This window comes from Alphaproteobacteria bacterium, assembly GCA_005883305.1.
GTDB lineage: Bacteria > Pseudomonadota > Alphaproteobacteria > Sphingomonadales > Sphingomonadaceae > Allosphingosinicella.
The window spans coordinates 459,683-473,512 of the sequence record VBAC01000001.1 but is presented as its reverse complement, the minus strand read 5'-3'; the positions used below and the strand labels follow the sequence as shown (position 1 = coordinate 473,512).

The following is a 13,830-nucleotide window of genomic DNA, read 5'->3' as shown; positions in this document are numbered from 1 at the left end:
CTTGAGCGATCGTCGAGCCGCTCCGGCCTTCGTCCTCCGCGCCCTCCGCGCGAAATCCCTTCCCTCACAACACCCTGATCCGCGGTTCCCGCCGCACCCCCAGCATCAGCTCGCTCATCGCCCAGACCATCGCGTCGGCGCGGTCGGGCGAGCGGCCCGGCCCTTCGTAGCCGGCCGCGGTCATCCCGCACAGCTCGTCCTCGAGCTCGGGAAAGACGCCGGCGAATTTCGCCTTGCCCCGGGCGAACAGGGCCGAGACCGGCTCGGCCCGCCGCCCCTTGCCGTAGCGCGCTCGCGCCGGCCTGACCGGAAGCGCGCTGTCGACGCTCCTCAGCACGCTCTCGACCATCTCGCCGCCTTGGTTGGTCTCGGCCACCACCCTGTCCGCGCCCCAATCCTCGGCCGCGGCGACCACCGCCCGCGCCCAGCCTTCCGGCGCCATTCCGCGCACCGACCGGTCGTCGAGCACATAGCCGACGCCGTCGGAGTCGAGCCCGCAAACCACGATCCCGCAGGCGTCCCCGCCGGATGAGGCCGGCGGATCGACGCCGATCACCACCCGGGGACAGTTGCCGGCAACTGTCCCCAGCGCCACCCGTCCCTCCTCCACCATCGCCCTCGTCCACAAGGCCCCGTCCAGATCCTCGATCAGCTCCCCGTCCAGCTCCTGCCGCCCGAGCCTCGTCCCGGCGTAGAGGGTGGACATCGCCGCCACGAAATCCTCGGGCAGATAGAGATTGTCTCCGGTCCGTCCGCCGGTCAGCACGCTGTCCGGCGCCGCCGCCAGGCGCCGCAGCAGGGCCAGCGGGCGGGGCGTCGTCGTCACCAGCGTGCGCGCCCGCTCGCCGAGCCTCAGGCCGAGCATCAGGTTGCTCCACGTCGCTTCGGGATAGGCCCATTTGGCAAGTTCGTCGCACCAGGCGTGGTGGTGCTCCGGCCCGCGCAGGGCCTCCGGGTTGGCGCCCGAATAGACGAAGCCGCGAGCGCCGCTCGAAAATTCGACCAGCCCGCGCGTCGGGTACCAGAGCAAATCTTCATCGCCGTGCGCCACCGCGATCAGCCCGCTCTCGCCGCGGATCATGACCCGCTCCACCTCGCTTGCGCTCGCCCCGACCAGGGCGATCCGCAACGATCCGTCGGCCCGCGCCAGCGCGCTGACCCACTCCGCGCCGGCCCTGGTCTTGCCGAAGCCGCGCCCGGCGGAGATCAGCCAGGTCCGCCAGTCGCCCGGGGGCGGGAGCTGGCCCTCATGGGCCCAGAACGGCCACTGCTCCCGTACCGTCCTCTGCTCCGGCTCGGTCAGGCGCGAGACGACATAGGCCCGGGCCGCCTTGTTCAGCGCCAGCTTGCGCAGGGCGGCGTTGAGCGCGCGGTCCTCCTTCATTTCCCATTCCTCCGCCGCAGCCGGCGTCCGGCGGCCTCGAGCAGGCGCAGGATGGACGCGGTCGTCTGCGCCTTGCTCGCCCGCTTCGGCCTCGGTCCGCCGCCGCGCCGCCCGCCCGATAGCCGGCGCCGATTGTGGGCGAGGATTCGCAGCGCCAGTTCCGGGTCGAGATCCTTGATCGGCGGCATCGCCGGCTCGCCATCCTCGCGCGGCGGCACCGGCTTGCCCCCGGTCTCGGCATAGACGAACAGCTTGCCGGTGAGCCGCGTCTCCGCGTCGCGCAGCAGCGCGTCCATGGTCGCGGCGAACTCGGGATCGCGGTTGCGCAGCTTGAAGGCGCTGCCCTCGCTCATCCCGGCCGCCCGCGCCGATTCCGTGACGTTGGCGGTCGCCGCATAATGGGCGAAGAAGATTTCACGCTTCGCCTGCGTCCACCCATCCTCGCGCACCTTGCGCAACTGGGCTCCGCGCTTCCCGCGCGAGACTCGCCGGTCCCCGCCGCCGGATCCCTCCGCGCGCGCTGCGCCTGTCGAATCCCTGCCCCTCGATCCGCCGCTCCTCGCCATTCTCCGCCTCCAAAGAAAAAGCCGGCCGCGGCCCCTCCGCCGCGCCGGCTGCCTGAATCCACGATGCCCGCTCCGCTCGTCGCATCCGCTCGGAACCTTTGATCTCGATCAAGGTTGTCCGCCCACGAGCAGGTGGGGTTTGTAAAGTGACCACGATACGGAACGAGGCGTCAGCGGATGTCGAGGCCGCCCAGGCCGCCTTGCGCGAGGGCATGAAGCGGGCGCGGAAGCTGGTCGACGACGCCAGGCAGGCGATCGCCGACAAGCCGCCGGAGCCCCCGGAGCCGCCCGCGGTCGCGCCGCAGCCTTCTCCCCTCAATCCAACATAGTTTTCCTCCCCCGGCCCAACCTGGTTTTGGGGCTCCCCCCCCCCCCCCGCGCTATGGCGTGGGCACCGCCAGAAAGGTTTTTTCAGGCTTCGGCGGCCGGGAGCGCTCTTGCTCCTGCCTGCAAAACCGGGAGCCCCTCATGGCCCGCTATTATTTCCACCTGCGCGACGGCACCGAGGAGCTGCTCGACGACGAAGGCCGCGAGTTCGGCGACCTGGAAGCGCTCGAAAAAGCCGTGCTCGAGGGCGCCCGCGACCTCATCGCCTCCGAGCTCAGGAGCGCCGGCGTGGTCGACCTGCGCCACCGCATCGACGCCGAGGACGAATCCGGCAACATCGCCTGCACCCTCCCGTTCAAAAGCGCCGTGACGATCATCCCGCAGTGAGCGGGCAATTCCCTTCTCCGCGCCTCCACCTCTTCTTCTCCGCGCCTCCGCGTGAGCCGTCTCTTTTTTCTCGCGGAGGACGCGGAGAAGCGAAATGAGGCGCGGAGATCATTCCCGCACCTCGATCATCGGCACGCTGGGCACCTCGCCCGAGAAGGCCCCGACCGACAGATGAGGTCGGGTTGAATCCTTCCCGCAAAGCGGGCAATTCCCTTCTCCGCGTCTCCACCTCTTCTTCTCCGCGCCTCCGCGCGAGCCGTCTCTTTTGTCTCGCGGAGGACGCGAAGAAGCGAAAGGGGGCGCGGAGATCATTCCCGCACGGCTTCTCTTGCGTCTCCGCCCGAACAATCCTTCTCATTCGAGACCGCCGGCCCGATCCCAACAAAAAGGCCCCGGAAAGACCGGAGCCCGCATCCGCCGGACGCATTTTTCGACGATGATTGAATTGTGCCATGGCAGAGTCACTCTGTCAAGCATTTAGAACCGATCAGGTTCGATCCTACAAAATTTCCGCGTTCGCCGCACTTTTCCGCGGCTTTCGGCGCTCAAGAATAGGATCGCAAATCCAACACTTTGCGAAAAAAGTGCGCGCAAACTTTATTTTCAAACCGCCTTTTCGGCCCGATTCGCGGCCTTTCCGGTCCGACACCGATTCGGCGATTCGCGACGCTGCCGGGCCGATTCCGATAGTCCCACCGAATACCGACCCTAGCCCAGCCTTTCGAAGAGCAGGAACAGGAAGAGCAGGACGGCCAGCGCGCCCGTCGCGCGCTCGAACGAAAGGACGACCTCGGATCGCCTGCCCGACGGGTTGAGGACCTCGACCCCGTTTCTCCGCACCATCTCTTCCCGATGAACCCGCGCAAGGGCGATGCCCGGGTCTCCGCGCCCCGGCCAATCGTCAGGCGATCCGTAGAGCAGCGGCACCTCGGTGAGCAGATCCCGCTCGAGCCCCTCCGCTGCCTGGCGCCGGCGCCTCAGGCTCTCGGCGAACGCTTCCGGATCTTCGGGGGGAGCCGCGCCCCTTGGAGCGTTCCGCAATTCTTCGTTCACGGGCAATCCTCCACCACGGCCCTCCGGAGCCGGTGACATCCAAAGTGCCCGAAAAATAGTTGCGATCCGATTGCGGAGCAGTTCATCCTGCGGCTTCCAAAAGCTTGCTTGCGCTCCGGTGGCGAAAAGGCGGCATTAAGCCTTGCGGTGCACAAGATGCCGCCGGATCGACGACGAGGGAGCCAACGTCGATCGGACCATTTTCGGGAGCTCGGGAAGGTAGCAAGCCATGAGTTTCGCGTTCGCGGCGATCGCCTTGGCGATGGGAGCCGCACCGCCGCCCCCACCTCCGCCTCCGCCCGTGCCGCCGCCCGATCCCGCCGCGCTGGCCGAAGCGGTCCTCATCTGGCGCGACCATCCGCCCCACCCGCGCACCCTGGAGCTGTCGGCGGAGTTCAGCATCCGCGAGAGGGTCGTTTACATGCTGACGGCCGCCGGGGTCAGGCGAGGCGGCCGGCAATGGTTCGCGAAATACCGAGTTCTTCAAGATTTCCTCTCGAGCCGAATCTCCCCCCATCTCCAGGAGAATGAGCGACCGTTCGTCGAATGCCTGGCGAGGCGCTACGCCTACATGAGCATCGGGGATTTGCGGACTCTCAGGGCTTTTCTCTCGACGCCGGCGGGTTCGAGCTTCTGGAGGATGAGCTCGGTTTACGATCAGGACGAGTTCGATTGCGCGCGCAGCGTCTTCCGTGACGACATCGAGGCTGTCGAAGCCGAGGCCTGGAGGCTGATCGGCGCGAGGCCCCCGCCTCCCGCGCCTTCGGTGGACTGACCTAAGGGTCGGGTTTGCGAGGCTCTCGGCTGCCGCAACTGAATGCCCACTCGACGCGAAACCGCTCGAACGCTGTCCCCGAGGCGCTTCCCGCCTTATGCCGGGCCCCGCGACGGCAAAGCGGAGGGCCCGCCATGAGCAGTTCCCGGATGAACGTGGAAGCACAGATCGAAGCCTATCTCGCCGGCCAGGGCGCGCGGAAGCGGGACGAGATGCGCGCGCTTCACCGGCTCATCCTGGATTCGTCGCCCGGATGCCGGCTCTGGTTCCTCGACGGCCGGAACGAGGAGGGGAAGATCGTTTCCAATCCCAATATCGGCTACGGCCACCGGGCGATCGCCTATGCCGGCGGAAAGAGCAGGGATTTCTACCGCATCGGCCTCAGCGCCAACACGGCCGGGATCTCGGTCTACATCATCGGCATCGAAGACAAGAAACACCTCGCCCAGGCCTATGGGCCGAGGCTCGGCAAGGCCTCCGTCACCGGCTATTGCATCAGGTTCAGGTCGCTGGCCGACATCGACGCCGCAGTCCTCGAAGAGGCGATCCGGTTCGCCTTCGAGGTTCCGGGTTCCGGCTGAAGCAGGCGAAGGGGCCCGCCATGCCAAGACTGAGGGGGAGGCGGACGCTCACGAAGCGAGCCTGTTCAGCTTAGTTTTTCCCGTCACCCCCGCGAAAGCGGGGGTCCAGCTTACTTTTCTTGAGGGCGGTTGAAGAAGCTGGATTCCCGCTTTCGCGGGAATGACGAAGGAAAATTGAATATTGACCACCCGCTAATGCCGCCCGAGCCCGTAATCGATCCGGATCCTGACCCACGATCCGACCATCAGCCGCCCTCCCCGCCGCGGCGGCCTCACCCGGAATTCCCAGGCGGCGGCGAGCACCGAGCGGTTGATCTGCGATCCTTCCGGATATTCGGCGAGCGCGACACAATCCTCCACCCGATAATCCGGCGCCGTCCGGCAGGCGATCAGCCCCCAGCCCGGCCCGCGCGAGGTGGAGAGATAGGCGCGCATCATCGCCTCCTCGGGCTCGCGATACCATTCGGCGGCGTAGAGCGGCTCGCCATTGGGCGCCGTCCCCACCCGCTCGGTGTCGCGCAAATAGGCGGGGCGCGTGTCCGGCGGCCCGTAGACCGGCCGCGCCGTCGCCGGGGGCCGGTTGACGCTCTGCGGCGCTGCGGGCGGCGCCGGCGGCGAGGGGACCGGAACCGGCGGCGGCGGGGGCGCTGCTGCCGGCTGGGGCTGCGGGGGCGCCGGTTCCGGCGGCTGCGGCCGCTCGGCCTGGCGCCGCGCCCTTTGCTCGGGCTCGGGCCTCGGCGCCTCGGGCGTGTCCTCGGAAATCTCGGCGGGGAGGCTGACCACGGTCAGCCGCCGCTCCTCCGCCCCCGGCCGCCGGTCCGTCACCAGCCGGAGCAGCAGGAACAGCAGCAGCGCCTCGATCGCCAGCGTGAGGCCGAGGCCGAGCGCGCGCCGCCCGGCCCCGGAACGGAGCCGCTCGACGAAGCGAGACGCTGGAACGGTTTTCGGCTGAAACAATGCGCGTTCGGGGGCGGTGTCCGCGGGATCGGAACCCGGGGCTACAGCGAGCGGCGATAGTTTGGCGCCGCCCCCGTGGCAAGCGGGGCCGAGCGGCGAAGGAATGTCCGCAATGGGTGGCAAGCGGACATCCGGTGCATTAGGATTCACGGCGATGATACTGGCATTGCTCACTGTTTTGTTGGCGCCGGGTGCTGCGGCGGCCCCCGAGCCCGGGCACTCGCCCACAGGGGCGGACCAATCGGCCCTTACGACTCTGCTTCCGCCGGCGCCCCCACCGCCTCCCCCCTTCTCACGGAACGCCGCTCCGGCAGCGCGCTCTATCGGCGCTCAGGTGTCTCGCGAGTTCGCGCGCTGCGGTGAGGCAACCACCAATAGCAACGGGCGCTACGTAGAGGCACTGGGAACGGCTCGCCATTCCGCCGAGTGGCAAAGAGCCGCGCTCGCGATGAATAATGCCCTGGCTGTCTGTCGGCACCTTCGCGGGGCGCTCCGCAGGCAGAAGGATTTCCTGCTCGGTCTCGTTCAAGGTGGGGCTGGGCAGGATGTGGATGCGGCGCGAGCCAGGCTCGACGGTGTTTCTTCAGAGCTCGAGGCGCTCGAAAGGTTCTTCAGCACCGAGACATTGAAATACCGCGATCTGGTGAACGTCGGTTGGGGTAATCCTCACTGCGCGGCCCCGCTCACAGGGTTCGAGCCTCCCGCCAGCCTCTGCCGCACGCCGGCTCTGCCCCGCTAGTCGCGGCGATTCCGCAATGGGTCGATAGCCGCCTGTCCGCCATGGCTGGAAAGCGCACGTCCCTGCCCCTAAGCTGCATCATTATTCCGCGGTTGCGCCGGGAGTGGCCATTGAAACCGTTTCTGTTGTTGCTGGCGGCGTTGCTCTCGGCGGCGAGCGGCCTCGCCCGCGCCGAGACCCTGGCGATCGCCGATGTCACGGTGCTCGACATCGCCCATGGCAGGACTCGCCCCGGCCAGACGATCGTGATCCGGGACGGCACGATCCGCGCGGTCGGCGACGTCCGGCGCACCGCGGTCCCGGCCGATGCGCGGAGGATCGACGGGCGCGGGCGCTTCGCCATGCCCGGCCTGTGGGACATGGGCAGCTTCGTCCTCGACGGGCGAAGGACGGGCGTGCCCGGCGCCTTCGAGCTGATGATCGCCCACGGGGTCGTCGGCACGCGCGACCTCGGAACGGCGCTGCCCGCGGCGGAGGTGGCGAGGCTGGAACGCGAGATCGCGAGCGGTGCGATCGTCGGCCCCCGCCTGATCTGGACGACCAGGAGCCTGAGCAGCAGCCTGGACAGCACCTTCTCGGGCGCATCGCCCCAACGCTTGGAAATCGCCGACGACGACTCCGCGCGGGCTGCGGTCGCCGAGGCGGCCCGCGGCGGCGCGCACTACATCCGCGTGGTCCAGAACCTGCCCGAGCAGCGCCTGCCCGCGATCATCGCCGAAGCGCGCAAATTGCGGCTTCCGGTCACCGGGGCGATCGTCAGCAGCTGGGCCGACGCCGCCCGGCTCGGCCTTGCCGGGTTCGATCACTTCGTCGACCTCTACCGAAGCACCGCCCGACTGCCCGAACGGGCCCAGTTCCTTCGCCTCTACCGCGACAGCGCGTTCAGGAACGCCACCGCCACCTCGCGCGACGGCATGTACGCCTTCTTCGCGCCGCTTCGCTCGCTCCGCGACCAAAATTACTATCGCGCCGCGCTCGCCGCCATGGCGCGAGCGGGCACGCCGGTGACGACGAACATGGCGACGATGATGTGGGCGCGGCAGGAAAATGCCGCAATCATCGACCGGCGGCGGATCTACGCCTTTCCCGAGCCGCCTTTGCCTCCCCCGCCGCCCACCGCCGTCGACGGCCAGTCCCGCGACGGCCTGTGGTCCGACATCCGCGACATGCGCGACGCCGGAGTGCCGCTGATGGCGGGGACGATCGCCGAGAATTCACCCGGCGCCCTGCCCGGCGCGACCCTGCTCGACGAGCTCGAATGGCTGGTCCGCGCCGGCCTCACCCCTCGCGAAGCGCTTGCCGCCGCGACAATCACCCCGGCGCGGATCATAAGGCGGCTCTTTCCCCGGGTCCGCGCCGCCGGCGCGGTGGCGGCCGGAGAGCCGGCCGACCTGGTCCTGCTCGACTCCAACCCGCTCGACGACGTCTCCAACGCGCGGCGCATTCACGCCGTCGTCGCCAACGGCCGCTGGTTCGGCCCCGCCGAGCGCCAGGCCCTGCTCGATCGGGCGGCGACGCTCGCCGCACGGCGGGACTAGGCCCCCGGCCGGCCGCAAAGGCGAGGCCTGCGCCCTCGCCGCCAAAATGTCCGCAATGGGTTGAAGGCGGCCGTTCGGCAGGGTCCGGCCAGAGCAGGCCTGGCTCTATTCGCCTGAACGACCGGTGGGCGGGTGGAACCTCACGAGTGCCACGATCGCGACGAGCGGAAACAGCGTCTTGAGCAGAATGCCGCCGCCGCCGATCCTCCATATGAGGAGGACGGGTATCTGTATTCCGAACTGCAGATACAGATCGCCGGGCGCGTTCAAGGTGGTGGCAAAGCCGACAAATCCGAACAGGGAACCGACGATCCAGAGCGGCTTGTATTTGGCGCCGGGTGCCGTGGCGACGCGCCAAACCGCCAACGCGCTGGCAGCGATCGATACGATCGCGAAAATGCCTGCAAAAAGCTGGAATCCACTCATCGGCTGTGCGCCCCCCAAAGCGCCATCCACCAGATTGCGCACGTCCGCAATGGGCGAAGGACGGACATCGGCCTTCGTGGTAGAAGCTATGCCCCCGGTTATCCAGCCATCCATCATCGGGTGAAAGTCCGCAATGGGTGGAAAGCGGACGTTGCCGCGAACGCTGCAAGCTGCCAAACGGCACGACATGAAGCGGTGGTCATTCGTTGCAACGGCGGGCCTTGTTCTTGTCGGCGGCTGCGGTGAACAGCGGGGATCGGACATTCTTCTAAAGCCCGGAGCGATCTACTCGCAATCATGCAGCGAACCACGGCCGGGCTGGAGGAGGCCCGGCGACAACCCGGGCAATTATCCCCTTTGGCATCACCTGATTATCAGCTCCGTCCGGATCGAGGCGGACAATAGCCTCCGCTGGAGCGGCAACCCGCTATCCCGTTCTGCCCTACGCGGAGATCTTGGCCACATACCCGATCCGAACCCTCCAATGGCAGTGGTCCTGCGCGTGGATGCCGGCGCGGACTGCCAAATCGTCCGCGCCATTCGCCAGGATATGGAGGAACTGCTGCGCTGCCGGTCGAGCCGCTTGTGCGGGGAAGGCGATGGCGAATGGGACTAGCGTCCGCGATGGGGTCGATAGCAGACCGGCAGGCTCCGGCGACAAACCCGCTTTGGCCGCGGCTAATCCCCCGGGCGGGTCCACAGCGGGGCGAAGCGGCGGCGGTAGCGCCAGGCGAGGAGCGCGAACCAAGCGGCCACGAACGGCCCCCAAAGATATTGCCCGCTGAGGAACATGTGGAAGCCGAGGATCACCGCGACCGACGGGGCGAGCAGCGCGAGCCCCAAAGGCGCGGTCCGGTCGAGCAGCAGGCACCCGCCCCCCGCGACGAACGAAAAAGCGAGCATCGGATCGACGAACCGCGCCCGGCTGAGCGCCGCCATAAACGCGCCCGCCTCCGGAGTCGGCTGCGTCGGCGCGGGGACGAGGCCGGTGGCGACGGAGACCAGGATCCAGATCCCGGTGGCGAGAAAGAAAGCGCCGTAAACCATCCGCCCCGCCGTCCACGCCGCCCGCATCGTCTTTTCCCCCTTCGCCCACCCTTTCACCGGCGCGCGCCGTCCGCAAGAGGCCGGGCGCAAATCGCCGGAAGAGCGCGCTCAGCGGCGCTCGATCACGTTCACGGCGTCGCCGAAGGTGATCGTGAACAACAGCTTGTGGGCTTCGTCCTCCACCTCGATGAACGAGTTCAGGTCCAGCTGGCCTTCGCGCAGATCGCTCGCCATCACGTCGCGGGCGGCGAGGATCGCCTCGCTCCTTGCGGTCGCCTCGTCCGGCAGATCCCTGCCCTCCTCGTCCTCGACGAAGCCGGTGCCGTTGCAGATATGCATGTAGAAACGCACCTGGCCTGATTAGCGGGGGGGGGGGGGGCAAGGTCCCTGCCTTAGATCAAGTTGGGCAGCCCACGCCCTCGACGAATCGCTTTTGTTCAGCTTTCTCGCGTTGTAACTGAACGGCCGACTCCCCATATCGGGCAGGCAGCGGTCGCCGCTTCGCATGAGGCCGACGCCGCCGCCCACCTATTTCGCACGAGGCCGCCCCGGCCTCGGCGCCCGTTCAGGAGCGAGCCGATGAGAAGACGAAGAGTCGATCTGGGGCCGCGCCGCATATTGGACGAGACCACGCTCCAGGTCATGGTCGGGGACGAGGTCCTCGAGGCTGCCGCGCAGGCGAGCCCGGCCGCGCCCCGCCATATCGCCCGCTCCGGCAAGCGCGCCGAGGATACGGCCGTGGGCTGCCGGGCCAACGCCGCCGCCAATCTGGTCGGGGCCGGCGCCCCGGGCGGCGATTACATGCGCGTGCGCCTCGAGCACAGCGCCGCCGTGTGGAGCGCGCGCGCCGATCTCCTGGAGCGGATCGAGCAGAAAGCCGGGAACAGGGCCGCCGCCCGCGCGGCGTAACGAGATGAGCCGGGACAGCCGGAGCGCCCCGACGCCCCCCGGCGCCGGGACGCTCGGCGCCCCCTCAGTCGGTCTTGGCCTTGCGCAGGGCTCCCTGGCGAAAGCGGGGTCGAAGGCGCGGCCGCTCGGCGATCTTTCGGCCGGGAGGCGGAGGAAGGTGGATCTGAAGCGCCGCCTGCTCGCCCTCGCTGGGCGCCTTGCGGGGCAGCATGAAAGGCACGGCGTTCGCGGCGTTCACGCTGTAGCGGCCGGCGAGATCGTAATGGATGAGCCGCGCCTCGGCGCTCGTCGCCGCGCGCGCCATCCGCATCGAAGCGTGCTTGCGGCCGATCCAATATTTCTTGTCCATCGAAAGATCACCTTGTCTGTGCAAGCGGGAGCGCGAAGTGTCTCTCAGTCACGGGGCGCTTGCGTAAAACGCAGGTGATGGGCGAGGCCTAGCACGGCATCATGAGGATAGCGATCTTATTCCGGGTCGCGGTCGGCGGTTCTCACCGGCTATTCCTGTTCGAACACGGAACATTCTCTGCGGCCCGCTTTACTTCGGCAATGCTCTGAATTTCTCGGACTTGTCGCACCGGGAGAAGCGAAAGGGCGGACCGCCGGCTCGCCGCAAACACGACGCCCTTCGCCGGCGGCGGCCTGTCGCGAGATGCGAAAGATCTGACGCCGCTTGTGAAGCCGCGCCATGCCGTCCGGTCTAGGCGAACGCCGGCGAGGACCTCGATTTTCCGAAGGAGCCCGGCGCAATTTCCGTCCCTCGCTTCCTGCGGAACAACGATGACCCGACTGCACTTCCTCCGAGGCCGGATCCTCGCCGCGCCGCCGCGCGGCCTCGCCGCGCTTTTCTGCATGGCCCTGGCCGTCGCCCTGCCGACCCTGGCGCGGGCCGGGATCGACTCCTGGGTCGCGGGCACCACCTTCGTCGCTTATTATCCCTTCGTCCTCTTGTCGGCGATCGTTCTGGGCTGGCGCCGGGCGCTCGTCGTTACGCTCCTTAGCGCCGCGGTCGCGAACTTCCTCTTCATGTCGCCGCGCTTCACCTTCTTCGCCGGCTCGGGCGACACCGCCGGCGCCGTCTCCTTCGTCTTCTCGTCCCTGCTCATCGTCCTGCTCACCGAGACCCTGCGCCGCAACGTCGCGGAGGTCGAGGCGAGCCGAAGCCTCGAGGCCCGTCTCAACCGCGAGCTTCAGCACCGGGTGACCAACACGCTGGCCGTCATCCAGGGCCTCGCCACGCAAAGCTTTCGCGAGCCTTGCTCGGCGGCCGAGCTTCGTCTGTTCCAGAGCCGGCTGCGGGCGCTGGCGGACGCCAACGACATCCTGACCAGCGGCCGGTGGGAGACCTGCCGGCTGCCGGACCTCGCCGCGCGCGCGCTTGGCCCGTTCAACCGGACGGGGGCGATCAACCTTTACGGGCCGGCCTGCACGCTGAGGGAGGAAAGCTGCGTACCGCTGGTCCTCGCCCTCCACGAGCTCGCCACCAACGCCGTAAAATATGGCGCGCTTTCGAATCCGCAAGGAAGCGTCGACCTCGTCTGGAGCCTGGCCGCCGGCTCCGGGCAGAAGGGCCGCCTCCTCGTCCTCGAATGGAGCGAGCGGGACGGGCCGGTCGTGCTTGCGCCGACCCGGCGCGGCCTCGGCTCGCGGCTGCTTCGGCCGCAACCGGGAATCGCCGGAGTCGAACTCACCTTTCCCGCCGACGGCGTCCGCTGCCGCCTCCACGTGCCCAACGCCAGGATCCTCGCCGAAGGCGGCAACGCCGGGGCGCCGGCCGTCCCGGCGACCCTCTACTCGACGGGATCGCCTCCGGGCGCGGCAAACTGTGCTTCTATTTCAGCCACTTAACCTGGTTTAAGGTTTTTATGGCGCAGCCCGTGAATGCTGCGCCCGATCGAAAAAGCATGAAAAGATTCGCCCTGCCCCAAATCTGCGACTGCGGAGCCCGCGGACTGATCGTGCTCGAGCCGTCCGCGCCGCCGCCGCCCGGCCTTCCCGATCCCGATCCGATCCTCGTCGCCGCCGAAGGGGCCTTCGCCCTGCACGATCGAGGCGGAATCGTCTGCCGCGCCTGCGGCGACCGGCTCGGCTGAGGCGCGGATCGGGCCTCGCGCCGGCCCGACGGGCGGACCGGCTGCCGCCGCCTTAATGCTGCGGCGCGGGCGCCGGGGCCGGCGTCCGTGCGTGATCCCCATGATGCTGGCGCATCTCGTCGCAGCAATTGTCGCAGCAGCCCATCGCCTGGACGGCGGCATAAGCGGTGCCCGAGGCGAAGGCGATGGCGGCGAGGGCGATGGCGATCTTCGATTTCATGAAAAGGCTCCCGAAAAGTGGCGCCGCCACCCTATCAGGGCCGGCCCGCCTTGCCACCCCCGATACTTGACGCCGAATGGCCCGCGGCGCACAATCGCCGCCTCGTCCGCGCAGGAGAAGTTTCATGTTTCTGGTTCTCGCCCTGATCGCCGCGGAGCCCGCCACGGCGGCGTCGCCGGATCCCAATGAGATGATCTGCCGCAGCGTCGGCACGATCGGCTCGCGCCTCGCCCGCCAGCGCCGCTGCGCGACCCGCGCCGAGTGGGAGGAAAATCGCCGCAACGAGCGCCGGAGCACCGAGGACGCCCAGATCGGCCAGACCAATCCGCAGGGCCTGACTCCCGGCGACCGCGGAGCCGCCGCCGGGCGCTACGTGGCGCCTCCGGCTCGCGGCAACGTGCCCCACTAGGCTCCATCCATGTTATAGTCCGGTCCCGTCCGATCCGTGTAAAGGGGGGAATCGGAGGCCGCAGCGATGCCGCGATTCTTCTTCAACGTCCATGACGGGAGCGAGCATCCCGATGCCGAGGGCACCGAGCTGCCCGACATCGCCGCGGCCCGCGCTTATGCCGTGCGCTATTTCGGCGATCTTCTGCGCGGCGATCCCTGCGCCTTCTGGAACGGCGAGGAATGGAAGATGGAGGTGACCGACGAGGCCGGCCTGCTCCTCTTCTCGCTCCACTTCCACGGCGTGGATTCCCCCGCATTGGCCCCGCACGGCCCGACCATCCTGATCTGACGGGATCTTGAGCGCGTCGCCATTCGGCGCAAGTCTTGTTCAGCTCAGGACATTCTCTCACCCGTCACCCCCGCGAAAGCGGGGGTCCA

20 protein-coding genes are annotated in these 13,830 nt (G+C 68.4%); 12 read left to right on the top strand and 8 right to left on the bottom strand.

Annotation, left to right across the window (positions count from 1 at the left end; genetic code table 11):
• Positions 1 to 64: 64 nt before the first annotated feature.
• Positions 65 to 1,384: an ATP-binding protein gene (locus E6G92_02235; protein ID TMJ18681.1), complete on the bottom strand. Its 1,320-nt coding sequence runs from the start codon at positions 1,382 to 1,384 to the stop codon at positions 65 to 67.
• Positions 1,381 to 1,842: a hypothetical protein gene (locus E6G92_02230; GenBank protein TMJ18680.1), complete on the bottom strand. Its 462-nt coding sequence runs from the start codon at positions 1,840 to 1,842 to the stop codon at positions 1,381 to 1,383. Before E6G92_02230 ends, E6G92_02235 begins: the two co-directional genes overlap by 4 nt.
• 254 nt (positions 1,843 to 2,096) lie before the next feature.
• Between E6G92_02230 and E6G92_02225 the strand changes: the two genes are divergently transcribed.
• Together E6G92_02225 and E6G92_02220 are read left to right on the top strand one after the other, a co-directional pair.
• Positions 2,097 to 2,279: a hypothetical protein gene (locus E6G92_02225; protein ID TMJ18679.1), complete on the top strand. Its 183-nt coding sequence runs from the start codon at positions 2,097 to 2,099 to the stop codon at positions 2,277 to 2,279.
• 139 nt (positions 2,280 to 2,418) lie between these two features.
• Positions 2,419 to 2,664, top strand: coding sequence for a hypothetical protein (locus tag E6G92_02220; GenBank protein ID TMJ18678.1), 246 nt, complete (start codon positions 2,419 to 2,421; stop codon positions 2,662 to 2,664).
• A gap of 708 nt (positions 2,665 to 3,372) precedes the next feature.
• Here E6G92_02220 and E6G92_02215 read toward each other — a convergent pair.
• A complete protein-coding gene (locus E6G92_02215) occupies positions 3,373 to 3,717 on the bottom strand; it encodes a hypothetical protein (protein TMJ18677.1) in 345 nt (114 codons plus the stop codon).
• Positions 3,718 to 3,946: 229 nt separating this feature from the next.
• On the opposite strand from E6G92_02215, the gene E6G92_02210 reads away from it, so the two are divergent.
• Together E6G92_02210 and E6G92_02205 are read left to right on the top strand one after the other, a co-directional pair.
• Positions 3,947 to 4,492, top strand: coding sequence for a hypothetical protein (locus E6G92_02210; protein TMJ18676.1), 546 nt, complete (start codon positions 3,947 to 3,949; stop codon positions 4,490 to 4,492).
• 149 nt (positions 4,493 to 4,641) lie between these two features.
• Complete coding sequence (locus E6G92_02205) at positions 4,642 to 5,073, top strand: DUF1801 domain-containing protein (protein ID TMJ18675.1); 432 nt, start codon at positions 4,642 to 4,644, stop codon at positions 5,071 to 5,073.
• A 192-nt stretch (positions 5,074 to 5,265) separates the two neighbouring features.
• Here E6G92_02205 and E6G92_02200 read toward each other — a convergent pair whose 3' ends face one another.
• Positions 5,266 to 5,577 (bottom strand): hypothetical protein, encoded by a 312-nt coding sequence (locus tag E6G92_02200; protein ID TMJ18674.1) that lies wholly within the window; start codon positions 5,575 to 5,577, stop codon positions 5,266 to 5,268.
• 76 nt (positions 5,578 to 5,653) lie between these two features.
• On the opposite strand from E6G92_02200, the gene E6G92_02195 reads away from it, so the two are divergent.
• The 3 genes from E6G92_02195 (at position 5,654) to E6G92_02185 (ending at position 8,307) form a co-directional block, all read left to right on the top strand.
• Positions 5,654 to 6,025 (top strand): hypothetical protein, encoded by a 372-nt coding sequence (locus E6G92_02195; protein ID TMJ18673.1) that lies wholly within the window; start codon positions 5,654 to 5,656, stop codon positions 6,023 to 6,025.
• Between the two features lie 339 nt (positions 6,026 to 6,364).
• Positions 6,365 to 6,769: a hypothetical protein gene (locus tag E6G92_02190; GenBank protein TMJ18672.1), complete on the top strand. Its 405-nt coding sequence runs from the start codon at positions 6,365 to 6,367 to the stop codon at positions 6,767 to 6,769.
• Between the two features lie 41 nt (positions 6,770 to 6,810).
• Positions 6,811 to 8,307 carry a hypothetical protein gene (locus tag E6G92_02185; protein ID TMJ18671.1) on the top strand — a complete coding sequence of 499 codons (1,497 nt, stop codon included), beginning with the start codon at positions 6,811 to 6,813 and terminating at the stop codon, positions 8,305 to 8,307.
• A 105-nt stretch (positions 8,308 to 8,412) separates the two neighbouring features.
• Here the strand turns inward: E6G92_02185 and E6G92_02180 are convergent, their stop codons facing one another.
• The 3 genes from E6G92_02180 to E6G92_02170 form a co-directional block, all read right to left on the bottom strand.
• Entirely contained in the window at positions 8,413 to 8,997 is a 585-nt protein-coding gene (locus E6G92_02180) for a hypothetical protein (protein ID TMJ18670.1), read from the bottom strand.
• A 414-nt stretch (positions 8,998 to 9,411) separates the two neighbouring features.
• Positions 9,412 to 9,837 carry a hypothetical protein gene (locus E6G92_02175; GenBank protein TMJ18669.1) on the bottom strand — a complete coding sequence of 142 codons (426 nt, stop codon included), beginning with the start codon at positions 9,835 to 9,837 and terminating at the stop codon, positions 9,412 to 9,414.
• A gap of 51 nt (positions 9,838 to 9,888) precedes the next feature.
• Complete coding sequence (locus E6G92_02170; protein TMJ18668.1) at positions 9,889 to 10,131, bottom strand: hypothetical protein; 243 nt, start codon at positions 10,129 to 10,131, stop codon at positions 9,889 to 9,891.
• 228 nt (positions 10,132 to 10,359) lie between these two features.
• On the opposite strand from E6G92_02170, the gene E6G92_02165 reads away from it, so the two are divergent.
• Positions 10,360 to 10,689, top strand: a complete 330-nt coding sequence (locus tag E6G92_02165; protein TMJ18667.1) for a hypothetical protein — start codon at positions 10,360 to 10,362, stop codon at positions 10,687 to 10,689.
• Positions 10,690 to 10,753: 64 nt separating this feature from the next.
• Here E6G92_02165 and E6G92_02160 read toward each other — a convergent pair whose 3' ends face one another.
• Positions 10,754 to 11,038 carry a hypothetical protein gene (locus tag E6G92_02160; protein TMJ18666.1) on the bottom strand — a complete coding sequence of 95 codons (285 nt, stop codon included), beginning with the start codon at positions 11,036 to 11,038 and terminating at the stop codon, positions 10,754 to 10,756.
• 431 nt (positions 11,039 to 11,469) lie between these two features.
• On the opposite strand from E6G92_02160, the gene E6G92_02155 reads away from it, so the two are divergent.
• From E6G92_02155 to E6G92_02140, 4 genes are all read left to right on the top strand, one after another.
• Positions 11,470 to 12,537 (top strand): DUF4118 domain-containing protein, encoded by a 1,068-nt coding sequence (locus E6G92_02155; GenBank protein TMJ18665.1) that lies wholly within the window; start codon positions 11,470 to 11,472, stop codon positions 12,535 to 12,537.
• A gap of 56 nt (positions 12,538 to 12,593) precedes the next feature.
• Positions 12,594 to 12,782, top strand: coding sequence for a hypothetical protein (locus tag E6G92_02150; GenBank protein TMJ18664.1), 189 nt, complete (start codon positions 12,594 to 12,596; stop codon positions 12,780 to 12,782).
• A 344-nt stretch (positions 12,783 to 13,126) separates the two neighbouring features.
• Positions 13,127 to 13,411 carry a hypothetical protein gene (locus E6G92_02145; protein ID TMJ18663.1) on the top strand — a complete coding sequence of 95 codons (285 nt, stop codon included), beginning with the start codon at positions 13,127 to 13,129 and terminating at the stop codon, positions 13,409 to 13,411.
• Between the two features lie 66 nt (positions 13,412 to 13,477).
• Positions 13,478 to 13,741, top strand: coding sequence for a hypothetical protein (locus E6G92_02140; protein ID TMJ18662.1), 264 nt, complete (start codon positions 13,478 to 13,480; stop codon positions 13,739 to 13,741).
• The last annotated feature ends 89 nt before the right edge of the window (positions 13,742 to 13,830 follow it).